The following is a 23,627-nucleotide window of genomic DNA, read 5'->3' on the forward strand; positions in this document are numbered from 1 at the left end:
CAGAAGGAAGGCGAAACAATGCTGGATATTTACTTTAATGATGAAACGGGAAAAGTTACCGATGACATTCCCCAACTTGTAGAAAAATTATTGAACCATGCTGCAGAGATGGAGGGGCTTTCTGATCATCCTGAAGTGTCCGTCACTTTTATGACGGATGAAGAAATCAGGAAAATAAATGCCGAATATAGAGGCAAAGACAAAGCAACCGATGTAATTTCATTTGCACTAGAGGAGATGGCGGAAGGGGAAGTCGCAATTGTACAGGAAGAAGGCATGCCGGTCGTCCTTGGGGACATTCTCATTTCCATCGAGACAGCGGCCCGGCAATCCGCTGAATATGGTCATGATGAAAAGCGGGAAATCGGATTTCTGGCATTGCATGGATTCCTCCACCTTCTTGGATATGACCATATGACAGAGGAAGATGAAAAGAAGATGTTCGGAAGGCAAAAGGAGATCCTCGCTTCTTTCGGCCTTGAAAGGTAAGGAAGGAATGCATCTTTTCTTGAAGTCTTTTTATTATGCATTCAAGGGGATCCGGCATGGCTTTTTGACTGAACGGAATTTCAGGTTCCATGTACTTGCAATTATCGTCGTAACTACAGCGGGTTTAGTAACAGGTCTATCTGCGATAGAATGGTGCATCATCTTCATTATGTTCGGTTGGGTCACCGCGTTGGAATTGATCAATACGGCGATTGAACGGACTATCGACCTGGTTACGGAAGAGATTCATCCGCTTGCCGGACAGGCTAAGGATCTTGCGTCAGGAGCCGTTTTGATTTTCGCGTTTTTCTCCGCTATTATTGGTCTGATTATTTTCATTCCGAAATGGTTCTCATAAAATTTACGTAGAGGTGTAATTATGGATAAATTGAAATTGATGGAAGAAGCAAAAAATGCACGTGAAAAGGCATATGTGCCATACTCGAAATTTCCTGTCGGAGCAGCGCTGTTGACCGGTGATGGGAAAGTGTACCATGGCTGTAATATCGAAAATTCAGCCTATAGCATGACGAATTGTGCGGAAAGGACCGCTTTTTTTAAAGCAGTTTCGGAAGGGGTCACCGACTTCAAGGCATTGGCGGTTACCGGCAATACAGAAGGTCCGATTTCACCATGCGGCGCATGCAGACAAGTGATCGCTGAATTCTGCGATAGCGACATGCCTGTCTATCTAACGAATTTGAACGGTAATGTGCTGGAGACGACTGTAGGGGAATTGTTACCGGGTGCGTTTTCCAAGGAGGATCTTAACTATGCAGAAGGACAACAATAATTTCAAATCTGGCTTCATATCAATCATCGGCCGGCCCAATGTGGGAAAATCAACATTTTTGAATCGCGTTGTAGGTCAGAAGATCGCGATTATGAGTGATAAACCGCAAACGACGAGGAACAAAGTGCAAGGAGTTGTCACCACGGATAACTCCCAGATGGTTTTCATCGATACGCCGGGAATTCATAAGCCCAAGCATAAGCTAGGGGATTTCATGGTGAAGTCGGCACGAAATACGTTGAAGGAAGTCGATGTTATCATGTTCATGGTGAATGCCGATGAACCAATCGGCGGGGGGGACAGGTTCATCATCGATCTATTGCAAAACACGGAAACTCCGGTTTTCCTAGTGATCAATAAAATCGATCTCGTCCATCCAGATGATCTATTGACGACAATCACTTCTTATACAAAGGAATATGACTTTGCGGAAGTCGTTCCCTTATCTGCATTGAATGGCAATAATGTCGAAAGGTTAATGGAAACATTGACCAAGTATTTGCCGGAAGGACCGAAATACTATCCGGACGACCAAGTGACGGACCACCCTGAACGCTTCATCATTTCTGAATTTATACGGGAAAAGGTACTGCATTTGACCCGTGAAGAAATTCCGCATTCCGTCGCCGTCGTCATTGAAAAGATCGAAAGGGATGAAAGCCGCGGCCTTGTTGATGTAGCAGCAACGATCATCGTCGATCGGGATTCCCAAAAAGGAATTGTCATTGGTAAAAAAGGGGCCTTGTTGAAAGAAATCGGAACGAAGGCTAGGCATGATATCGAAATGCTTTTAGGATCCAAAGTTTACCTAGAGCTTTGGGTTAAAGTGCAAAAGGATTGGCGCAATAAACCGGGACAACTCAGGGAATTCGGATTCCGCGAAGACGAATATTGATGAGGAGTGATGTCCTTGCTGAATAAATGGGAAGGGATCATCCTCAAGAGCATTCCATACGGCGAAGCGAACAAAATTGTCACTCTCTATACACGCGAGGCGGGTAAAATGACTGCGATGGCACGGGGAGCAAAAAAACCTGCGAGTCGTTTAGCCGCCGTTACCCAGACGTTTACACACGGATATTATCTTCTAAGGACGGGGCGCGGAATGGGAACGCTGGAACAGGGCGAACCGATCGATTCGATGAGGCATATCCGGGAAAACCTTGAAGCAACGGCCTATGCCAGTTACATAGTGGAACTCATCGACCGATTGACGGAAGATCGAGGTCAAGGGCCTAATGTATTTGGGTTATTACATGAAGCCTTGCATGCTATTAACGAGCAATATGACCCCGAAGCGATTGCTTTATTTGTGGAGTGGAAGATGCTGCCTGTTGCGGGAGTCCATCCTGTGTTGCATCAATGCGCGAATTGCGGAGCGACCGAAGGGGAATTCGCTTTCTCATTTCAGGAGATCGGATTCCTTTGTCATCGATGCTTCCAAATTGACCCTTATCTTGTCAGAATTACGCCGACGCAGCTAAGGCTGATACGTACATTTTTCACAGTTCCGATCCAGCAAGTCGGTTCATTGGATCTGAAAAAGCCGACAAAACAATTCATGAAAAAAATTGTTCGAACGGTTTACGACGAACAAGTGGGGGTTCGCTTGAAGTCCCGGTCCTTCCTGGATCAGTTGGAGCGTACCCCAGAATTATTGCCGCAAATAGAAAAACCGGAAGAGAAAGGCGAATGACCTTTTTCTACCGGTTTTTTTGTAAATTAATTGAAAATCCGTGACATCCGCCGAAGGCTTTACCTTAATTCAGCTGAATTGAGTTAAAAATCGAGATGTTTTTCGATATAATCCTTAACATCTGCAATTGGCATACGTACTTGTTCCATGGAATCGCGGTGTCTTACTGTCACTTGGCGATCTTCCTCCGAGTCGAAATCGTAAGTAATACAGAATGGAGTTCCAATTTCATCCTGTCTACGGTAACGTCTTCCGATCGATTGGGAATCGTCATATTGTGTCGCAAAATGCTTGCGCAGTTCAGCATACACCTCTTCAGCACCTTCCGACAGCTTTTTGGATAAAGGAAGGACAGCCGCTTTAATAGGTGCAAGGGCAGGATGGAAACGCATGACAGTCCGTTTGTCGTCTCCCTCAAGCACTTCTTCATCAAAAGCATCGCATAGGAATGCCAAAGTAACACGATCCGCACCGAGTGAAGGCTCAATGCAATAAGGGATATACTTTTCGTTCGTCACTGGGTCTTGATAATGGAAGTCTTCACCTGAATGTTCCATATGTCGGGACAAATCGAAGTCTGTCCGGTTCGCAATGCCCCAAAGCTCGCCCCATCCGAATGGGAATTTGTATTCGATATCCACTGTTCCTTTAGAGTAGTGTGAAAGCTCGTCGGCATTGTGCTCGCGTAAGCGCATGTTTTCAACCGTCAAACCAAGGTCCACTAGCCATTTTTCGGAGAAGTCTCTCCAATACTCATACCATTTCATATCTTCGCCAGGCTTACAGAAGAATTCCAATTCCATCTGTTCGAATTCACGAGTACGGAACGTGAAGTTTCCTGGTGTGATTTCATTACGGAAGCTCTTTCCAATCTGCGCGATTCCGAAAGGCATCTTTTTACGCATGGACCGTTGAACATTTTTGAAGTTGACGAAAATCCCTTGTGCCGTTTCTGGACGCAGGAAGATTTCATTTGCAGATGAATCGGTGACGCCTTGTGAAGTTTTGAACATCAAGTTGAACTGTCGAATTCCCGTGTAGTCCATCGCACCGCAAGTCGGGCAGACAATTGCATGTTCCTGAATAAGTTCTTCCATTTTTTCGAATGGCAGGCCATCTACGACCAATTCAATGCCCTTTTCATCCAATGCATCTTCGATTAACTTATCTGCACGATGACGTGTTTTACATTTTTTACAATCGATCATCGGGTCGTTGAAATTCCCGATATGGCCGGAAGCTTCCCATACTTTCGGGTTCATGAGGATCGCAGCATCGAGTCCTTCGTTATAAGGGGACTCCTGTACGAATTTTTGCCACCAAGCACGTTTGATATTGTTTTTCAGCGCGATTCCGAGAGGACCGTAATCCCAAGTGTTCGCCAAGCCGCCGTATATTTCCGAACCTGGAAATACAAAGCCCCTTTGTTTTGATAAATTGACAATCTGTTCCATTGAATACATGTAAAATCCCTCCAATTAAAATAAGCACCCATCCCCGGACATGAAGTCCGAGGACGAGTGCATAATGACCCGCGGTTCCACCTCGATTGGCCGCCAAAGCAACCCTCTTAAAGTAAATAGCTCCAGGTTGCCGTTTCATGCCAATACGGGCTTCCACTATCCCCGTTCGCTTAAGGTGGCACTACTTATTGACCCATCTCCGCCTATTGAATTCTGTATTAGTGTAGCACGCTTCCTCAATCTCTGCAATCCATATCGCTGTCCACTGTTTAGATTGGTTGGTTTCTCTTTTTTATAATGACATCAAAGCCTTGTTGATTTTCGTTCCGAGCGGACGCTTTCCGTGGGGCGTGCGGTGAGCCAATCGAACAGCGAAGGGTTCGATTTGCCGTATTTCTGCGCACTTCTGCAGAAATTAAGGCATCCTACAATTCTATGCTTGCAACGCTTCGCTTATGCTCGCAAAAGCCGTTCTTCGTAACGGCTTTCGCTCTGCACTCCAATCAACAGAAATCGCCTTGTAAATAAAAAATGCATTGACCATAAGAAAATAATAGTAGAAATTTGTTTATTACCAATAAATGGAACTTGTCATTCTTTTAAAACGTTTAAGTATTAGGTCTGTTGTTGTTCAACTAAAGAGGCAGTTTAGTTGAAAAGTGTATAGAACAAATAAGTAACTTATTTCACCTTAGTCAGTCTAATAGTACGAGGAGGGATAACGTGAAAGTACCAAGATTATTTTTTGGTTTGGTTTTTTTCGTAATATTAACTGCTTATGGATGTTCTAATTCATCAGGTACAGGTGAATTAGAGGAAGTTTATAGCACTGGAAATCCTGATGCAAAAGAGATTTTAACATTAGACCCTGAAGCCGACATATTTCAGTTTAAAGGTGTGATTTATAAGGCTGGAATTGATTGGGTTGAAGAACTGACTCTAACAAAAGGCAAGCAGGTAGGGGAAATAAAAACAAGAAATGATATAAATACGGATTATGAAGACGAGATGTCGAATAAACTTCCTGTTGGTGCAAAGATTTTTTTCACTAAAGAAAGAGGAGATATTTTAATTGCGGAATCTGAAGGAGATATTAAAAGATATCTTGCAATCGTTGAAGGATAAGCAAACTGTCTTGTTGAACGGGGTGCTTTACTTGAAGAACAGGCTACAAAGACGAATCAATGTTTTTATTGAATTAACGGTGCAGGTTAGTTGAAAAAGAAGAAAAACGAATAATGCGTATTTTACTCATATTAGTGTACGAACAGGTCATACTAAGATAAAAAGGTGTGGCTTTATGAAACAAGCAGTTTTTCTTTTAGCATTAATTTCTTTAATCATTCTTACAGGTTTTGTTAAGAAAGACCAAGACAAATGCCTTCATTGTAAGGAATGCTATGATACCGCTTGGGATGATGGGTATAGAATGGGTTATGGTACAGGAACTGTAAATGAAAGGTATCGGATCACAAGAAGCCTGATTCAATTAGGAAAAACGGATGAAGAACTTGTTCTCATGATACCAACAAGCTATGTGGAATTAAAGGACGTAAGAGAGCAGCTCGAACTCTATCGTGGTTATTTTGAGTTTGAGGTATCAAGATACGAGAAAGCAAGAGCACTTTTAAAAGAAGGCAAATCAAACGAAGAGATTGTAGAAAAAACAAACTTAAGTTTCTATGAATTAGAATTGGTGAAACAACAACTGCAGCGAAATAACGGAAAATTCAAATGGGAAGTGAATAAATAAGGGAATTAAGCCCAAGTGATAAGTCTTTGTGAACTCAACTAAAATATTGAAGAAATGTACTTAAGCTAACGAGTGCGTTCGCATAACAATATCTGGAAGGACCTTTTCTATAACTAATGAGATATAAACATATTCTATAAAACAGTCAATTATAAAATATTCTCATTGATTGAAGTGCAGATTGGCGACTCCAGCGAACGCCGTTACGAAGAACGGCGTTTGCGAGCACAAGCGTATCGTTGCGAGCAATGTTTATCCGGCCCTAAGGGAGGAGGCTGCCTTAATTTCTGCAAAGAACGCAGAAATACGGCAAATCGAACCCTTCGCCGTTCGATTGGCTGAAGCCGTGCCCGCGGAAAGCGTCCAAACGGAACGGAAATCAAAGGTACTATTACAGAAACCAAGCCATCGGGTTAGGAATTATGGGTGGAAAATGCTATACTAAGCAAGGATATATTATCGAACGATTAGGGCGGTGATTCATATGGAATTGAATAAGCGCCAGAATGAAATCCTTGAAATTGTCAAAATGGATGGTCCGATTACTGGTGAACAGATAGCGGAAAGGTTGAGTTTGGCAAGAGCCACCATAAGACCCGACTTGGCAATCCTGACTATGGCAGGCTATTTGGATGCAAGACCGCGTGTCGGCTACTTCTATTCTGGAAAAAAACCAGCCCAATCCATTGCTGACGACATGAATAGCATGAGGGTCGGTGATTTTCAATCCATACCTGTAGTTGTGAATGAAAACGTGACCGTCTATGATGCAATCTGCCAAATGTTCCTTGATGATGTAGGTACATTGTTTGTCGTGGATAAATCCTCCTGTCTGACTGGAGTCCTATCACGAAAAGACCTGCTCCGTACGAGTCTCGGTAACAGCGAGCTGGATAAAATACCGGTACATGTCATTATGACGAGGATGCCGAATATTACATATTGCAAGAAACAGGATTCACTCATTCAAGCAGCCAAGAAAATGATTGAACAACAAATCGACTCGCTTCCTGTCGTAGCAATGAAAGAGGAAGGACTGGATGTAGTGGGAAGAATCACCAAGACGAATATTACTCGTGCATTCCTTTCACTAGCTGAAGATCATGAATTATGAGCGTTGCCTTCTGAGCAAAATGAAAGAGGAGTGATACAATGAGAAAGTTGACATTGTTCATCGTTTCGGATTCTGTCGGTGAGACAGCGGATTTAGTTGCCAAGGCAGCGGCGAGCCAATTCAGACATGATCTTGAAACAGTTTCGACTAAACGTTTTTCACATGTCGAAGATGAATCCCAACTACGAGAAATTGCCTATTTGGCAAAACGGCAAAATGCTATTATCATCTATACACTTGTAAAAAGCTGCATGCGGAAGAAACTGAAAGAGGAATGCCAAATCAATGGTCTGCAGTGCATTGACTTGCTTGGCCCGATTGTCAAAGAAATCGGCACCTCCCTTGATGAAAAGCCTTTTGAGGAACCCGGGCTCGTCCGTCAATTGGATGATGATTATTTCAAAAAAATCGAAGCGATCGAATTTGCCGTAAAATATGATGACGGCCGGGATCCCCGTGGCGTCTTGAAGGCGGACATTGTTTTAGTAGGTGTATCGCGAACATCAAAAACGCCTTTATCTCAATATCTCGCTCATCGTCGCTACAAAGTGGCAAATGTCCCACTTGTCCCTGAAGTCGACCCTCCTGAAGAATTGTATAAGATAGACCCGAAAAAATGCTTCGGTTTGGTCATTTCACCAGGCGTACTCAATTCCATCAGGAAAGAAAGATTACTAGCGCTAGGCTTGAAAGATGATGCGAATTATGCGAGAATCGAACGCATCAAACAAGAATTGGAGCATTTTGAAAAAGTTGTTTCGAAAATCGGCTGCACCGTGATCGATGTTTCGAACAGGGCTGTTGAAGAAACGGCCAATCTGATTTTAAGCGAAGTGGCCAATCGCAATTCATAATAGATATAAAAGAAGGACCACCCAGTAAAAAATGGTTGGTTCTTCTTTTGCGGATTGTGTACAATAGTATATTGTCGCTACATTATGATTATATTTTAGAATAAATGAGTGGATCATGAAATTATTTTGTCGAATAAGAAGGATTTATGGATACTGTCTCGAATTCAAGTATGTGAGAAGAGAATGGTGATAGGATGACTAAAATTCCAGAGGAGACAATCGAAGAGATTCGATCCAAGACGGATATCGTCGATCTTGTGGGCGAATATGTCCAATTGACGAAACGAGGCAGAAACTGGTTCGGCTTGTGTCCCTTCCATGGGGAGAATACCCCGTCCTTTTCCGTTTCCGAGGAAAAGCAAATTTTTCATTGCTTCGGTTGCGGTGCTGGAGGAAACGCCATAACGTTCATCATGGATATTGAAAACAGTCCGTTTACAGAAGCTATCTCCAAGCTGGCCGGGCGAGTGGGGATCGAGTTGGAGGTTTCATTCAGCGAGGCGTCCAGAAGCGGAAGGTCAAATGAACACCAACAGATGATCGAAGCCCATACGCTTGCAGCCAACTTCTATAGTCATTTGTTACTGAATACGGTGGAGGGTGAAAAAGCATTACAATATTTGGAGCAAAGAGGGTTTTCCCGTGAACATATCGAAAAGTATGGTATAGGGTGGTCGCTTGACGATCGGGAAGTGCTCACTCAATTGTTGGAGCGTAAAAAGTTTGCTATGAAGGAGATGGAGCTTGCCGGACTTTGCATAATGAAAAATGATGGAACTGGGTATTTCGATAGGTTCCGCGGACGTATTATGTTTCCATTGCATGACGATAATGGAAATGTGGTTGCTTTCTCCGGGAGGACATTATCCGATTCAAAAGAGGAAGCTAAATACTTGAACAGCCCGGAAACGCCAATTTTCGAGAAAAGCCGTTTGCTCTATAATTTTCACAACGCACGTCTTAATGTGCGTAAAACGGGTAAAGTAATACTGTTCGAAGGTTTTATGGATACGATTGCCGCTGAACGTGCGGGAATTATGAATAGTGTTGCAGTTATGGGTACATCCTTGTCTGACACCCACCTGACCAAAATGAAGCGTATCGCCAGTCAGCTGGTTATTTGCTGTGATGGTGACAATGCAGGCTGGGATGCAGCGAAGCGGTTTGCAGTCCTTTCCAATCAAAAAGGATTGGATGCAAAAATTGCTTTATTACCGGGGAAAATGGACCCTGATGAATATATTTCGACATTCGGCGGTGAATCGTTCGCTGAAAAAGTGATCGGGAATCCACACTCGTATATGTCATTTATAATGGCTTATTATAAAAGATCCAAAAATCTGTCTCATGAAAATGATGTATTGCAATATATCCATGAAGTAATGGAAGAGCTTGCCCAAAAGATTTCGCCGGTTGAACGGGATTTGATGATCAGGCAATTGACTGCGGAAACAGGAGTTTCCCCGAGCGCCCTCAATGAACAACTGATGAAAAAGGTCGGGAAGCAAGCAAAGCAGCAAAAAGCGATGCAGCCGGAAGGACAGGCTATACCGATGGCAGTGTCCAACCGGAAGATGTCGAGCATTGAACGGGCTGAGAGACTTCTGTTATGTCATCTGTTGAATGATGGAAATCTATTCGACAGAATTCGGGATGACCACCAGGAATTATTCTTCCGGGAGGAATATGCTGCGATTTTCATAAGGCTTGCAGGCTTTTATGAAAAGCACGGCATGCCCGATTTTCACAGATTTGCGGAATCGCTGGAGGATCGGGAGCTGCGCAAGGTTGTCATGGACGCAGCGATGCTTGAAAGAGATCCCGACTTCGCAGAACAAGAAATAGAAGATTGCATCCATCATCTCAAAAGGCAGCGGATCAACAGGCGCATAGAAGAGATGATGCACGAATCAAAAGAGGCGGAAAAAATGAACGATTATACCCGGGCACTGGAGCTGGCCAGGGAAATTATACAGCTCCGGAAATCATTATCGGCAATGTAAGCCGTATTCCGGTGAATTAAGGAGGAACGGGTATTATGACTAAAGAGCAATCTGGAGAAATGGAGCACGAAATGACATTAGATGAAGTGAAAGCAGGTTTATTGGAAGCGGGAAAAAAAGCGGGAGAATTGACACTTGAAGAGGTGACGGAGAAACTAGCCGTCTTTGAGATGGAGCCTGAGCAGTTCGAAGAGTTCCTCGACCAGATTGAAGCCGCAGGCATTGAGATGGAGCGCAAGGATGAAGAGGAAGCAACTGCCAAGGACGAAGAACAATTTGACTTGAATGATTTGAGTGTTCCACCGGGCGTTAAAATTAATGACCCAGTGCGTATGTATTTGAAAGAAATCGGCCGTGTCGACTTGTTGACCGGAGATGAAGAAGTGAAGCTAGCGATTGGCATCAAAGAAGGCGTTGAAGCTGAAGAGAAGCTCGCTGAAATGAAAAAGCCGGATCCCGCGCTTTTGGAACTCGTGGAAAAAGGCGAAAATGCCAAGAAGAAGCTTGCGGAAGCCAACCTCCGCCTAGTCGTCAGCATCGCGAAAAGATATGTCGGACGAGGAATGCTCTTCCTGGATTTGATTCAGGAAGGAAATATGGGTCTAATCAAAGCTGTTGAGAAATTCGACCATACAAAAGGATTTAAATTCAGTACGTATGCGACATGGTGGATCCGCCAGGCGATAACGCGAGCGATAGCTGACCAGGCCCGTACGATTCGTATCCCAGTGCATATGGTTGAGACGATTAATAAATTGATCCGCGTTCAGCGTCAATTGCTTCAAGACCTAGGCCGCGAACCGTCACCCGAGGAAATTGGCGAGGAAATGGACTTGACCGCAGAAAAGGTCCGTGAAATCCTTAAGATTGCACAAGAGCCAGTTTCGCTCGAAACGCCGATCGGGGAAGAAGACGACTCCCATTTAGGGGATTTCATCGAAGACTCGGAAGCGCAATCTCCATCTGACCACGCCGCCTATGAATTATTGAAAGAACAATTGGAAGACGTTCTTGATACGCTGACTGATCGTGAAGAAAACGTATTGCGTCTACGTTTCGGTTTGGATGACGGCAGAACGAGAACGTTGGAAGAAGTGGGTAAAGTCTTTGGTGTGACGCGCGAACGGATTCGTCAAATCGAGGCGAAAGCATTACGGAAGCTAAGACACCCATCCCGAAGCAAAAGACTTAAGGACTTTTTAGAATGATCCTCTGCATCGGCATACTATATGCCGATGCCTTTTACGTTTATAGAGAATGATGACTAGGGGCGAAACAGGATGAATGTTCAGCGTAAAAAGATCATTATTGCTGAAATTAATTATTGGAAACAGAATAAATTGCTGCCGGAACATTACTGCGATTTCCTACTAACCCTTTACACACAAGGTGACCACGAACTGGAAATCAGTGCAACGGATGCTCTGCTGTCAAAAGAAGAAAAGAAGGACAAGACTCGTGTTATCTTACTCCAGTTCCTATATATTGTTATTGCTTTCGCTGTACTTGGCACTTCCCTGAAATTATGGGAACTTTTCTTTGCGGGGCAGATGATGTTATTAGTTGGATTTTTGATTATGAACTGCCTACTATGGCTGTTAGCTGGCAGGCTATTAAAATTGCTTTACTTTACAATTTCAGGGGCTGCAGGGCTGATTTTAATTGTAGCTTTTATAGTAAAGACTGTATTCTAGCTTCCTTGTGATAGAATGATTTTGAAAATGCCGACCTTTTCGGTATAATCGAAATGTAAGCGTTCACAACAAGGGGGATGAGGAAAATGAATTTTGATTTGTCGGATGAGCAGCAGATGATCAAAAAGATGATGAGGGAATTTAGCGATGAGGTCGTTGCACCGGGAGCAATTGAACGGGACAGGACAAAAGAATTTCCAATCGAGATATTCAAGCAGCTTTCCGAAATGGGGATGATGGGGTTGCCATTCCCGGAAGAGTATGGAGGAGCAGGCGCAGATGCGACAAGTTTTGCAATCGTTACTGAGGAACTGAGCCGAGGCTGTGCTTCCACAGGTATTACATACTCGGCACATATTTCTTTAGGTGGCGCACCCCTACATCTCTTCGGAACCGAGGAGCAGAAAAGGAACTATTTGACGCCGATATGTACTGGGGAGTCATTCGGCGCTTTCGGTCTTACTGAACCGAATGCAGGGTCTGACGCCGGGGGGACGCAGACGACAGCGAAAGAAGACGGCGATCATTTTGTAATTAATGGATCGAAAGTATATATTACTAATGCAAGCTATGCTAAACATTTGGCGCTTACAGCAATTACAGGAAATGAAAATGGCAAAAAGGAAATCAGCGCCATCATCGTACCGACCGATGCTGAAGGGTTTACGATTATCGACAACTATGAAAAAATGGGCTTGCATGCTTCAAACACCACAGAATTAGTACTCGACAATGTTAGAGTTCCGAAAGAAAACCTTCTTGGCAAGCGTGGCAGCGGCTTTAAACAGTTTCTTGTCACTTTGGATGGTGGAAGGATTGGAATCGGTGCGATGGCGGTAGGGATTGCGCAAGCTGCCTTCGATAGGGCTTTGAAGTACTCGAAAGAGCGAAAGCAGTTCGGCAAGACTTTATCGGAATTTCAGATTACCCAGTTCAAATTGGCCGATATGGCAATGAAAATCGAATTAGCTAGAAATATGGTCTACAAGGCGGCATGGTTGAAAGACCAAGGACGTCCGTTCACAAAAGAGGCCGCCATGTGCAAGTTGTATGCTTCCGAAATTGCGATGGAAGTCGCAGATCAGGCAATTCAAATTCATGGAGGCTATGGTTACATGAAGGAATATGAAGTCGAACGTTATTTAAGAGACGCTAAATTGCTCGAAATCGGCGAAGGGACTTCTGAAGTGCAACGGATGGTCATTGCAAGACAAATTGGATGCTTATAAGAAAAGTTTGTCCAAATTGTCACAAACCGTTAATTGTACAGTGATAACTCTTTCAGTTTTCATCAGTATACAGTACAATATGAGATGTGCACTGTATACTTTTACAGAATAATTCCTGGTGAAGGAGGGTAATTCGATGAAAAACAATCCTGTAGTGCCTTATATCCTGATTTTCGCGCTAGGATTAGGACTTATTTTCTTCATGTCCTTATATGGCATCGAGCAGAAGAAAGAAATCGCTGCATCGAATGAGGAAGGCAAAACTGAAGAAACGACTGATGATGCAGCTGCATCCGAGGATTTTGATCCTGAAGGCTTTGCTCAAGGGAAATGTATCGGCTGTCACGGTGGTGATTTAGCTGGCGGAATCGGACCGAATCTTCATGGATTAAAAGAATCCAAAGAAGAAATTCATGCCATCATTAAGAATGGTGAAGGTCAAATGCCAGCATTCGGCGGACAAATTTCCGACGAGCAAATCGACCAATTGTCAGAGTATATCCTATCATTAAAATAAGAACCGGAAGCCATCGGTAGCGTTATCTACACGCACCGATGGCTTTTTCAATTCTGGAAAAGAAGTTGAGAATCCCTTACAATAAGGGTATTGGAAAGGCGGGGATCTCTTGAATTCAGAAAAATTATCAATACGGCTAGCAGCTGTCGCCTCTTTTGTAGAACAAGGCACCACTCTCGCTGATATTGGAAGCGATCATGCGTATTTGCCTTGCTATTTAGTAAAGGTAGGAAAAATCTCGAAAGCGATTGCAGGAGAGGTCGTAAAAGGACCTTATGAGTCAGCAATAAAAAATGTACAAAAGAAGGGTCTTACGGAATCGATCACCGTCAGAATGGCGAACGGATTGGATGCCATTCATGCTAGCGATGGGGTAGATACAGTTACAATTGCCGGAATGGGCGGACCGTTGATTGCCTCCATTTTAAGAGATGGGGCGGATAAGCTGCACAGTGTCAAACGGATCGTCACACAACCGAATATCCATGCAATGTCAATCCGTGAGTGGGCTGTGCAAAACGGATGGAAAATTGTCGACGAGCAGATTTTAAAGGAAGATCATAAAATCTATGAAATCATCGTGCTTGAAAAGGGACAAGCAGACTACAGCGAGCTTGAAATGACGGTCGGCCCATATTTGCTCGAAGAAAAATCGGAGATCTTCATTGAAAAATGGATGCGGGAGTCGAATGAATGGAAGCGAGTCCTAGCCTCCTTGGAAACCGCGGGCGATACGGTTGAAATCAATGAAAAGAGGGAACAACTGCGTGAGAAAATTGAGTTGGTAGGAGGAGTTTTGACAAATTGAAAAAAGTTAATGGACATGAAATCATAAACCTATTTGAACAGTGGTCGCCAAAACGTTTTGCAGAAGATTGGGATCCGGTTGGTTTGCATATAGGGCAATTGAATCGTCCTGTCGATAGGGTCGTTATTACATTGGATGTCAATGAAGCGGTCGTGGACGAAGCGATTGAAAAAGGGGCGAATTTAATTATTGCGCATCATCCTCCTATTTTTAGCCCAATGAAACATATTTGGACAGATACGCCACAAGGAAGACTTATTGAAAAATGCATTAAAAATGACATATCCGTCTATGCTGCACACACCAATCTAGATGTCGCTCCCGGGGGCGTAAATGATCTGCTTGCATCCCGTCTAGGGTTGGAAGACATCGAAGTGATGGAGCCGACAATTTCAGATCCGCTTTACAAATTGGCGGTCTTTTGCCCGGTCGAGCATGCGGATGAATTACGGGAAGAGTTGGCGCGTTCGGGGGCAGGTGCAATCGGGGATTACGCCGGATGCAGTTTCACTTCTACCGGAGTCGGGCGGTTCACGCCAGCTGCTGGCGCCGCCCCATTTATCGGTGAAGTCGGGAAAACGGAAGAGGTTGCTGAAGAACGCATCGAAGTCGTGCTGCCTGGTCCGCTTCGGTCGAAAGTCTTAAAAGCAATGCTGGCGGCTCATCCATATGAAGAGCCTGCTTATGATTTTTTTGTTCTTGATCAAAGGACGCAGGAGTTCGGTCTGGGCAGAGTTGGTAAATTACCAGCAGCCATGGAACTTAACGAGTTTGCGAACTTCGTCAAACAAGCTCTGGACGTGCCTGCCGCGAGGATCGTCGGTGACTTGTCAAAGCCCGTCCGTAAAATTGCTGTCCTCGGTGGGAGTGGCAGTAAATATATAAGAGCAGCGAAGCGTAAAGGGGCAGATGTATTCGTTACAGGCGACATGGATTTTCATAGTGCTCAAGATGCGGAAATGATGGACCTTGCCATTGTGGATCCCGGTCATCATGTGGAAAAGGTGATGGTTGAAGGAGTGGCCCGGTATATGGAACAGGCCTGCCAAGCAAAAGGCTATGACGTGTCCTTTATCGAATCGGAAATAGACACTGAACCATTTAGATTCGTGTAATAAGTAAAGGCTGTTCCGCGTCGGCAAAGACGGCGGAACAGCCCTTTCATTTCTGTTATTCTGTAACTGAATATGGTTCAATTCGTTTAACAGGCTCTGGATTCTTGATTTTTGGCAAAATACGATCCAATTTGAATTTGCGTTCCGGCATATGTGTCGACGGATCTTCCGGATCGAAGCTTTCTAAGAAACCGATCACTTCACGGACGATCAACGTCGGGGTGGACGCGCCTGCAGTCACTGCGACCGTTTCTACGCCTTTCAGCCAATCAATATTAATCTCTGAAACATCCGAGATTCTGTAGGATGGCGTATTGGCAATTTCAACCGACACTTGTGTTAAGCGGTTGGAGTTGTTGCTTTTCGGATCTCCAACAACAATCAGCAGATCTGTTTCTCCTGCCTGTTCTGCTACCGCCTCTTGTCTTACTTGGGTAGCAAGGCAGATTTCCTGGTGCACTTCTATATGAGGGAATTTCTCTTTCAATGCATCCATAATATGTGCAACATCCCACTGGCTCATCGTTGTCTGATTTGTGACAAGAAGCTTTTCATTATCAAGGTCTAGACCATTGACGTCATCAAGCGTCTCAATCAGATGAACTGCATGCGGCGCTACGCCGATCGCACCTTCAGGCTCGGGATGATACTTTTTCCCGATATAAATGATATCATAACCTTCGGCTGTCTTCTCTTCAATCAGGTCGTGAGTGACAGTGACATCCGGGCAAGTGGCATCGATGGAGACAAGGCCTTTACGTCTGGCCAATTCCCTTACTTCCGGTGATACACCGTGGGCAGTGAAAATGACAGTCCCGGATTCCACCTTCTCAAGGATCTCCAATCGGTTCTCCCCGTCCAAAGTGATGATGCCATCTTCCTCAAATGCATCTGTGACATGTTTATTATGGACAATCATGCCTAATATATATATAGGTCTCGGCAAAGTTTTGTCGAGTGCTGCATTTCGTGCTATGACCATTGCATCGACAACCCCGTAACAATAGCCGCGCGGGGAAATCTTCTTAACTTTCATTCACTCCACACTCCTCTAAAGGGATCTGTAACCATTATAGCGGAGTCGGGCGCGTGTTTCAAAATTATAATTTGGGCGGCTGAAAAATCCGAGGATTGGAGACTCCGGCTTGAGCACTTTGCGCGGCCGCCGACGCTGCACCAGCAGCAGTGCCTGCAGCGCCTCCAGCGGAAGGGAGAGACTGAAAGCCTTTATATAATCTCCACATCGCGGGCAGGTTCTGGAACATCGGTGCAATCTGCTGAACGAGTGGCGCATATTGTTGGGCGGTATTTAAAAATCGGTTGGCTGTTTGCATGTACATTTCCATTTTGGATGTGTTCTGGAATGGACCTGGCATTGATTGGCCGAACGGATTTCCCATCGGAGACCCCTGAAAAGGTTGTCTCGGCGTTTGGGTAAAGGTTGGCTGCTGCTGTGGACCGCGAAATGGCTGCCTCATAGCGAACGGCGAGTTTTGTGCACGCGCGAACGGATAGAAGGATTCGTACCTCATGGATAACCCCTTTCATTTGGTCATTGTGAACTTTCACAATCTATACTATGCGAAAATCACATACTGCGGAACGGAATCATGCTACAATAAGAATACGTTAGGAGGCATACGAATGTCTAAATTCACTGATTATCAATTCAAACCTTTCCTTAGGGAAGCAATTGCCCAGTTGGGGTTTGATCAACCGACACCGATACAGAAAGAAATGATTCCCTTAATCCTTAAAGGAACCAATGCAATCGGACAAGCCCATACAGGAACAGGGAAGTCACACAGCTTCCTTATTCCGATTGTTGAGCGTCTGGATGAAGGGAAGGAAGAGCTGCAAGCGGTTATTACCGCACCAACGAGGGAGCTTGCTTTGCAGCTATATGATGAACTGAATAAAATGACCGAAAATACAACGATTCGAAGCTCGCTTTTGATTGGTGGCACGGATAAGCAACGCTCCATTGACAAGCTGAAATCGAACCCGCACATTATTGTCGGAACGCCCGGAAGAATTCGTGACCTTGCGGAAGAAGGTGCTTTGGCAATCCATACGGCATCGATGTTGGTTATCGATGAAGCCGATCTGGCTTTTGACATGGGATTCATTGAGGATATTGACAAATTCGCATCCAAAATGCCAACGAACTTGGAAATGTACGTATTTTCAGCTACAATTCCAGAAAAACTTAAACCTTTCTTGGCAAAATATATGGATAATCCCGTTCATGTCCAATTGGGAAGTAAAAAGCCATTGACGGAAGGGATGAAATATTCGCTAGTTCCTGTCCGGAGCATGGACCGCAAGAAAAAACTATTGCATGTTTTGGAGGCAATCAATCCATACTTGGCAATCGTCTTCACGAATACGAGGCAAAATGCCGATGAGGTTGCGGGTTACCTAGCCACACACGGCATAAAAGCGGGCAGGATCCATGGTGATTTGACGCCTCGTGAAAGAACCCGGGTGATGAAGCAGATCAGGGATCTCGAGTATCAGTATATCGTTGCAACGGATCTAGCTGCGCGCGGAATTGACATCCCGGGAGTTAGCCACGTCGTCAACTATGAACTGCCGGATGATTTGGAGTTCTTCATCCACCGCGTGGGCAGGACCGCCCGTGCAGGTCTTACAGGGATCGCCATCACGATGTACGAGCCTTCCGAGGACGATAAGATTGTGCAAATTGAAAAAATGGGAATTCCATTCATCCATGAAGACGTGAAAAATGGAGAATGGATTGAAGTCAAGGAGCGCAATGCCCGGAAGAAACGTGTCAAGGAAACGGATGAACTTGATCGTAAAGCTGCATCGTTTGTTCGGAAACCATCGAAGGTTAAGCCAGGTTATAAAAAGAAAATGGCAAAAGATATAGAGAAATTCAAGAAGAGGGAAAGGAGATTGAAACGAAAAAATGACAAATGATCAACCATTGCTCTTAGGGTCACATGTTTCGATGAGCGGCAAGAAGATGCTGCTAGGTTCTAGTGAAGAGGCGTTAGGGTACGGTGCAACCACTTTCATGATTTATACGGGTGCTCCGCAAAACACACGCAGAAAGCCAATCGAAGAACTGAATATTGAAGCCGGACTGCTTCACATGAAAGAGAATGGCTTATCCAATATCGTCGTGCATGCCCCGTATATTATCAATATAGGGAATACGACAAAACCTGAGACGTTTAGGTTAGGCGTCGATTTTTTGCAATCGGAAATCCAAAGGACGGCGGCTCTCGGCGCGGATCAGATTGTTTTGCATCCGGGGGCGCATGTAGGTGCTGGTGCGGATAAAGGCATAGCTAAGATCATTGAGGGACTGAACGAGGTCCTGTCCGAAGATTCTACTGTCCGCATTGCTCTTGAAACGATGGCAGGAAAGGGTAGTGAATGCGGCAGGAACTTTGATGAAATTGCACAGATAATAGACGGCGTCAAGAACAATGAGCGGCTTTCAGTCTGTTTCGATACTTGTCACGTCCACGATGCGGGCTACGATATCGTCAATGATTTCGATGGCGTATTGAGTGAATTCGACAAGACTATTGGAATCAATAGGATTTCAGTCATCCATGTCAATGACAGCAAGAACGAACGCGGAGCGATGAAAGACCGTCATGAGAATATCGGTCATGGCCACATCGGTTTTGACGCGCTCAGCTATATCGTGCATCACCCAGCTTTCATATCAATCCCCAAAATCCTTGAAACACCATTCGTAGGGAACGATGCCAAAAACAAAAAGGCGCCGTATCAATATGAAATTGAAATGTTGAAATCAAAAACATTCCTTGCTAATCAAAGGGAGCTATTGCTAGTATGACGAAAACCCCGCCAAAGGAATATTCCGTTGGCGGGATGTTTTTTGATTTTTAAATCCTATCTAAGTACTGACGGAATAATTCGTCTCCTTTTTTATCCCCGACAGCATACTTCACTTTTGCGATGAAGCTTTCCGGAATGCCGGTAAAAAGCCAGTGAAATGAAATTTCATCAAGCAAAGGGCGTAACGCTCTAATTTCTTTGATTGATAAATTGATGCCATATGCATCCGCTAGCGACTTCGCTTCTTCATCACTTTTCCTCTTTATCTCATTCAACATTTGCATATAATCCAATTTACACCATTCCTTCTTAATTAGTTGTGTCCGACCGAATGTTCCTATATACTTCTACTAGTAATCGTAATCGTTACTGTTTACACTTTTTCAACAGAAAGGGATTTTACTATATGACTAAGACGATAATTGAATGTAATGATGTCAATTTTCGATATGAGCATTCTACCGTTCTTGAAAATATTTCATTGGACGTGAAAGAAGGGGAGTTCTGGGCACTCATTGGTCCGAACGGGTCCGGAAAATCTACGCTGATCAATATCATATTAGGATTATTGAAAGCAGATAAAGGGACTGTGAAGCTATTCGGCCAGAACGTGGATTCCTTCAAGCAGCGGGAACGTATCGGATATGTCTCGCAAAAATCGAACTCATTCAATTCCGGATTTCCGGCCACAGTACTAGAAGTCGTGAAAAGTGGTCTCACTCGTAAGGTCGGATTATTTAAAGGTTTTTCCAAACACGATGAACAAAAAGCATTGGATTCATTGCGAATCGTTAAAATGGAGGATTTCGCTTCTAAAAACATCGGCGAATTATCCGGCGGACAGCAGCAGCGTGTATTCATTGCACGCGCGTTGGTTGGCGAACCGGATCTTTTGATCATGGATGAACCTACCGTAGGAATCGATCAGAAAAACGTAGCTTCGTTCTATTCTATGCTTAATGAATTGAACGGTGAACATGGCATTGCAATCCTGCTTGTCACACATGAAATCGACCTAGTTACCGAATTGGCAACACATGTAGCTTGTTTAAATCGATCAATCCACTTCCATGGGATGCAATCGGATTACAAGAAGATGAATGATACAGACATTTCATTATGGTACGGTCACCCTGTGCGGCGCGTCCATCAAGAACAGAAGGGGATATGACCATGATTAGTGCTTTATTTACTTATGAATTTCTTCAAAATGCATTTTTATCCGGACTAATCATCGGGGTCATAGCACCGTTGCTTGGTCTGTTCATCGTTGTGAGAAGGCTTGCACTCATCGCAGATGCATTAAGCCACGTGGCGTTGGCCGGAATTGCGGGAAGCCTCTTTTTGAGTCAGTCAGTGCTTATGTTTTCTGCATTGAATCCGGTGTATTTAGGGATGGCAAGTGCCGTAGGTGGATCATTATTGATTGAAAAGCTAAGGGGTGCGTATAAGCATTTTGAGGAGCTGGCGATTCCGATCATCCTCTCGACAGGTATCGGCTTCGGAGCGATTTTCATTTCCTTGGCGAAAGGGTTCGGTTCTGATCTTGTTGGCTATTTATTCGGATCAGTTTCAGCCGTGAGCCGGCAGGATTTATGGGTTGTCGTAATTATCGCGGTTGTCGTCGTTGCATTTATCAGGTTTTTCTACAAAGAAATGTTTGCCTTATCATTTGATAAGGAATATGCGAAAGTTTCCGGCATCAATGGAAAGTTCATTCAAATCGTTTTTATGATCATCGTTGCACTTGTCATCGGCGCTTCGATGAGGATTGTCGGCATCTTGCTCGTCTCTTCATTGATGACGATACCTGTTGCTGCTGCGATGCAGCTTGCCAAAAGCTTTAAAGGAGCGCTTGTTTACTCCATCGTCATTGGTGAGCTGTCGGTCCTTATCGGGCTGTTTAGTGCTTTTCATCTCGATATTGCTCCGGGGGGGACAATTGTTATCACATCCATCATCATTTTACTGCTCGTTCTTGGTTGGACCAAAATGAAAGGGAAACAGCCTTCCAAGAAAGCGAAGGAGGAATTTGCATGACACTTGATGAGGCATGGCGCATTTTGCAGGAGCGCCAATTCAAGAGAACTAAGAATCGCGAGACGATTTTGGAGTTCTTTTCCGATAATGATCGGTATTTGACTGCGATGGAAGTACGGAATTTCATGGCTTCGGATAATCCTGGCATCAGTTTTGATACAATTTACCGTAATTTGTCGACTTTTTCAGAGCTTGGTATTTTGGAAGAGACTGAGCTGAATGGAGAGAGGCATTTCAGGATGCAGTGCGATCATGGTGTCCACCATCATCATTTCATTTGCACGGCATGCGGAAAGACGCAGAACATCGCACACTGCCCAATGGAGTCTGTCTCAGTCAATCTCCAAGGCTTTGAAGTCGAAGGCCATAAATTCGAGATCTACGGAAAATGTCCGGTTTGTGTGGAATAATAAATTTGAAATGCTGAAATTGGTTTTCCAATCAATATATAAGAAAAAAGGAGTAGGGGATTTTACCCCTACTCCTTTTTTAATTCACTTTTTCTTCAATTGGAAATAGCTTTTTGATCCACTGGTCGGCTTCTTGCCAATTTGTCACTCGAATAACGCCTTCCGGAATCGGTTTCCGGTTATATGGAGTGTCGAAAAGGAGGACTGGGATGTTCAATTCCTCATGTATGTCGACTGCATTATCATGCTTATCCTCGAAGAAGGCATCGACATTGAACTTTTTCGCCGTCTCGACCTTATGATGGCTGCCGATCAGCTCGATATGATCATAAGGAATTTCTTCCCGTTCGAACCAACCGAGCGTACACTCCGCAACGTTGATTCCTCGCGCAGAAATATAATAAAGCTCGTAATGCTCCCGCCATTCGGATAGGATCTTTTTTGCATATTCCTGCGCAGGAGAAGTTTCGTATATCGTCGCTTCCGCTTGACGGTACCACTCATAAAACTCCTTCACGTCAACCGGGAAGGCTTTCGTCAAATCGTACTCTTTAATATCATCTAAAATCAGGTTGCATCCAAATTGTGCATTGATATGTGGTAGAAGGGAAGTAGGACATGTGACGGTCCCGTCGATATCAATGCCGAAACGGATTTTCCTCATTCAGTGGCTCCGCTTTGAAGAAGCAATTCCTCTTGACGTTTCTTTTCGAAATACTCTTCAGCAAGTTTATCGATTTCCATTTTCAACTCTTCTACCATCGTTTCCTCAGGCACTTTCCGGACAGTTTTCCCTTTCATAAAGAGCAATCCTTCCCCGCGTGCACCTGCAATCCCGATATCCGCTTCACGCGCTTCCCCTGGACCGTTCACTGCACAGCCTAATACAGCGACTTTCAACGGCGCTTTAATAGTGGAGATGTATTCCTCTACTTCATTCGCAATTGAAATCAAGTCGATCTCGATGCGGCCGCAAGTAGGACAAGAGATAAGTGTTGCGGCGTTAGAAGATAGCGCGAACACTTTCAATAGTTCACGTGCCACCTTTATTTCCTGTACAGGATCAGCACTCAATGAAACACGGAGCGTATTCCCGATACCGGCTGAAAGCAATGTACCAAGTCCTGCAGCGCTCTTTATGGATCCTGCGAACAAAGTTCCGGACTCTGTAATTCCTAGGTGTAGCGGGTAATCGAATGCTGCTGCCGCTTTCATATACGCTTCGACTGCCAAGTTAACATCTGAAGCTTTCAATGAAACGATAATATCGTGGAAATCAAGATCTTCTAGAATTTTAATATGATGCAAAGCACTTTCTACCATGCCGTCTGCAGTCGGGTAGCCGTACTTTTTCAGTATATGTTTTTCAAGTGAACCGGCGTTTACACCGATTCTAATTGGGATGCCTTTTGCTTTCGCCGCTTTCACGACTGCTTCCACTTTTTCCTGACGGCCGATATTGCCCGGGTTGATCCGGATTTTATCCGCACCTTGCTCAATTGCAATCAATGCGAGCTTATAGTCGAAATGGATATCGACTACGAGAGGGATATTAATCCGTTTTTTTATTTCGCCGATGGAATAAGCTGCTCTTTCGTCAGGACACGCCACACGGACAACTTGACAGCCCGCTTCCTCTAGACGCAAGATCTCTTCCACGGTTGCGTCGACATCATGTGTTTTTGTTGTTGTCATACTTTGGATGAATAGTTCGTCGCTGCCGCCAATCGTCAAATTGCCGACTCGCACAGGACGAGTTTTTGATCTGTGTATTATTTCACTCATGGATATATTCTCTCCTTAAAA

General features: G+C 44.3%; 27 protein-coding genes. 21 read left to right on the plus strand and 6 right to left on the minus strand.

What is annotated here, in order from left to right:
- The first annotated feature begins 18 nt into the window (after positions 1-18).
- The 5 genes from ybeY to recO are packed head-to-tail and all read left to right on the plus strand — an operon-like array spanning position 19 to position 2,978.
- Positions 19-489 (plus strand): rRNA maturation RNase YbeY, encoded by a 471-nt coding sequence (gene ybeY / locus M3191_RS10005; protein WP_251700251.1) that lies wholly within the window; start codon positions 19-21, stop codon positions 487-489.
- A gap of 7 nt (positions 490-496) precedes the next feature.
- Positions 497-847: a diacylglycerol kinase family protein gene (locus M3191_RS10010; RefSeq protein WP_251624588.1), complete on the plus strand. Its 351-nt coding sequence runs from the start codon at positions 497-499 to the stop codon at positions 845-847.
- 21 nt (positions 848-868) lie between these two features.
- A complete protein-coding gene (locus M3191_RS10015; RefSeq protein WP_251700252.1) occupies positions 869-1,282 on the plus strand; it encodes a cytidine deaminase in 414 nt (137 codons plus the stop codon).
- Positions 1,263-2,177, plus strand: coding sequence for a GTPase Era (era, locus tag M3191_RS10020; protein WP_251700253.1), 915 nt, complete (start codon positions 1,263-1,265; stop codon positions 2,175-2,177). Before M3191_RS10015 ends, era begins: the two co-directional genes overlap by 20 nt.
- Positions 2,178-2,192: 15 nt before the next feature.
- Positions 2,193-2,978 carry a DNA repair protein RecO gene (recO, locus tag M3191_RS10025; protein WP_251700254.1) on the plus strand — a complete coding sequence of 262 codons (786 nt, stop codon included), beginning with the start codon at positions 2,193-2,195 and terminating at the stop codon, positions 2,976-2,978.
- 83 nt (positions 2,979-3,061) lie between these two features.
- Here recO and M3191_RS10030 read toward each other — a convergent pair whose 3' ends face one another.
- Complete coding sequence (locus M3191_RS10030; RefSeq protein ID WP_251700255.1) at positions 3,062-4,441, minus strand: glycine--tRNA ligase; 1,380 nt, start codon at positions 4,439-4,441, stop codon at positions 3,062-3,064.
- Positions 4,442-5,164: 723 nt separating this feature from the next.
- On the opposite strand from M3191_RS10030, the gene M3191_RS10035 reads away from it, so the two are divergent.
- The 11 genes from M3191_RS10035 (at position 5,165) to M3191_RS10085 (ending at position 15,528) form a co-directional block, all read left to right on the plus strand.
- Positions 5,165-5,566, plus strand: coding sequence for a hypothetical protein (locus tag M3191_RS10035; RefSeq protein WP_251700256.1), 402 nt, complete (start codon positions 5,165-5,167; stop codon positions 5,564-5,566).
- A gap of 175 nt (positions 5,567-5,741) precedes the next feature.
- Complete coding sequence (locus M3191_RS10040; RefSeq protein WP_251700257.1) at positions 5,742-6,194, plus strand: hypothetical protein; 453 nt, start codon at positions 5,742-5,744, stop codon at positions 6,192-6,194.
- A 484-nt stretch (positions 6,195-6,678) separates the two neighbouring features.
- The gene (locus M3191_RS10045; protein WP_285851805.1) at positions 6,679-7,308 is read left to right on the plus strand and encodes a helix-turn-helix transcriptional regulator; all 630 of its coding nucleotides are present in this window, start codon (positions 6,679-6,681) and stop codon (positions 7,306-7,308) included.
- A 38-nt stretch (positions 7,309-7,346) separates the two neighbouring features.
- A complete protein-coding gene (locus M3191_RS10050) occupies positions 7,347-8,162 on the plus strand; it encodes a pyruvate, water dikinase regulatory protein (protein WP_251700258.1) in 816 nt (271 codons plus the stop codon).
- Positions 8,163-8,356: 194 nt separating this feature from the next.
- Positions 8,357-10,165 carry a DNA primase gene (dnaG, locus tag M3191_RS10055; protein ID WP_251700259.1) on the plus strand — a complete coding sequence of 603 codons (1,809 nt, stop codon included), beginning with the start codon at positions 8,357-8,359 and terminating at the stop codon, positions 10,163-10,165.
- A gap of 35 nt (positions 10,166-10,200) precedes the next feature.
- Positions 10,201-11,373, plus strand: a complete 1,173-nt coding sequence (gene rpoD / locus M3191_RS10060) for an RNA polymerase sigma factor RpoD (RefSeq protein WP_251700260.1) — start codon at positions 10,201-10,203, stop codon at positions 11,371-11,373.
- A gap of 72 nt (positions 11,374-11,445) precedes the next feature.
- Complete coding sequence (locus M3191_RS10065) at positions 11,446-11,859, plus strand: hypothetical protein (RefSeq protein WP_251700261.1); 414 nt, start codon at positions 11,446-11,448, stop codon at positions 11,857-11,859.
- Positions 11,860-11,945: 86 nt separating this feature from the next.
- Positions 11,946-13,088, plus strand: a complete 1,143-nt coding sequence (locus M3191_RS10070) for an acyl-CoA dehydrogenase (protein ID WP_251700262.1) — start codon at positions 11,946-11,948, stop codon at positions 13,086-13,088.
- A gap of 136 nt (positions 13,089-13,224) precedes the next feature.
- A complete protein-coding gene (gene cccA / locus M3191_RS10075; RefSeq protein WP_251700263.1) occupies positions 13,225-13,605 on the plus strand; it encodes a cytochrome c550 in 381 nt (126 codons plus the stop codon).
- 109 nt (positions 13,606-13,714) lie between these two features.
- Positions 13,715-14,413 (plus strand): tRNA (adenine(22)-N(1))-methyltransferase, encoded by a 699-nt coding sequence (locus M3191_RS10080; RefSeq protein WP_251700264.1) that lies wholly within the window; start codon positions 13,715-13,717, stop codon positions 14,411-14,413.
- Entirely contained in the window at positions 14,410-15,528 is a 1,119-nt protein-coding gene (locus M3191_RS10085) for a Nif3-like dinuclear metal center hexameric protein (protein ID WP_251700265.1), read from the plus strand. The genes M3191_RS10080 and M3191_RS10085 overlap by 4 nt, the downstream gene beginning before the upstream one ends.
- Before the next feature lie 55 nt (positions 15,529-15,583).
- On the opposite strand, the gene M3191_RS10090 is transcribed toward M3191_RS10085, so the two are convergent.
- Both M3191_RS10090 and M3191_RS10095 read right to left on the minus strand, forming a co-directional pair.
- Positions 15,584-16,564: a 4-hydroxy-3-methylbut-2-enyl diphosphate reductase gene (locus tag M3191_RS10090; protein WP_251700266.1), complete on the minus strand. Its 981-nt coding sequence runs from the start codon at positions 16,562-16,564 to the stop codon at positions 15,584-15,586.
- Positions 16,565-16,628: 64 nt separating this feature from the next.
- Complete coding sequence (locus M3191_RS10095) at positions 16,629-17,060, minus strand: YqfQ family protein (RefSeq protein ID WP_251700267.1); 432 nt, start codon at positions 17,058-17,060, stop codon at positions 16,629-16,631.
- 112 nt (positions 17,061-17,172) lie between these two features.
- Here M3191_RS10095 and M3191_RS10100 point away from each other — a divergent pair, with 112 nt between their 5' ends.
- Both M3191_RS10100 and M3191_RS10105 read left to right on the plus strand, forming a co-directional pair.
- The gene (locus M3191_RS10100; RefSeq protein WP_251700268.1) at positions 17,173-18,474 is read left to right on the plus strand and encodes a DEAD/DEAH box helicase; all 1,302 of its coding nucleotides are present in this window, start codon (positions 17,173-17,175) and stop codon (positions 18,472-18,474) included.
- A 7-nt stretch (positions 18,475-18,481) separates the two neighbouring features.
- Positions 18,482-19,369 (plus strand): deoxyribonuclease IV, encoded by an 888-nt coding sequence (locus M3191_RS10105; RefSeq protein WP_251700518.1) that lies wholly within the window; start codon positions 18,482-18,484, stop codon positions 19,367-19,369.
- A 49-nt stretch (positions 19,370-19,418) separates the two neighbouring features.
- On the opposite strand, the gene M3191_RS10110 is transcribed toward M3191_RS10105, so the two are convergent.
- Positions 19,419-19,655 carry a hypothetical protein gene (locus M3191_RS10110; protein ID WP_251700519.1) on the minus strand — a complete coding sequence of 79 codons (237 nt, stop codon included), beginning with the start codon at positions 19,653-19,655 and terminating at the stop codon, positions 19,419-19,421.
- Positions 19,656-19,777: 122 nt separating this feature from the next.
- On the opposite strand from M3191_RS10110, the gene M3191_RS10115 reads away from it, so the two are divergent.
- From M3191_RS10115 to M3191_RS10125, 3 genes are read left to right on the plus strand one after another with little or no spacing between them, the layout of a single operon-like run.
- A complete protein-coding gene (locus tag M3191_RS10115; protein WP_251700269.1) occupies positions 19,778-20,542 on the plus strand; it encodes a metal ABC transporter ATP-binding protein in 765 nt (254 codons plus the stop codon).
- 2 nt (positions 20,543-20,544) lie between these two features.
- On the plus strand, positions 20,545-21,411 hold the full coding sequence (locus M3191_RS10120) for a metal ABC transporter permease (RefSeq protein ID WP_251700270.1): 867 nt from the start codon (positions 20,545-20,547) through the stop codon (positions 21,409-21,411).
- Positions 21,408-21,821, plus strand: a complete 414-nt coding sequence (locus M3191_RS10125) for a Fur family transcriptional regulator (RefSeq protein ID WP_251700271.1) — start codon at positions 21,408-21,410, stop codon at positions 21,819-21,821. Before M3191_RS10120 ends, M3191_RS10125 begins: the two co-directional genes overlap by 4 nt.
- Positions 21,822-21,900: 79 nt before the next feature.
- Here the strand turns inward: M3191_RS10125 and M3191_RS10130 are convergent, their stop codons facing one another.
- Positions 21,901-22,485: a 5' nucleotidase, NT5C type gene (locus M3191_RS10130; protein ID WP_251700272.1), complete on the minus strand. Its 585-nt coding sequence runs from the start codon at positions 22,483-22,485 to the stop codon at positions 21,901-21,903.
- Positions 22,482-23,606: a flavodoxin-dependent (E)-4-hydroxy-3-methylbut-2-enyl-diphosphate synthase gene (gene ispG, locus M3191_RS10135; RefSeq protein ID WP_285853305.1), complete on the minus strand. Its 1,125-nt coding sequence runs from the start codon at positions 23,604-23,606 to the stop codon at positions 22,482-22,484. Before ispG ends, M3191_RS10130 begins: the two co-directional genes overlap by 4 nt.
- Positions 23,607-23,627 lie beyond the last annotated feature (21 nt).

This window comes from Sporosarcina luteola, assembly GCF_023715535.1.
Taxonomy (GTDB): domain Bacteria; phylum Bacillota; class Bacilli; order Bacillales_A; family Planococcaceae; genus Sporosarcina; species Sporosarcina luteola_B.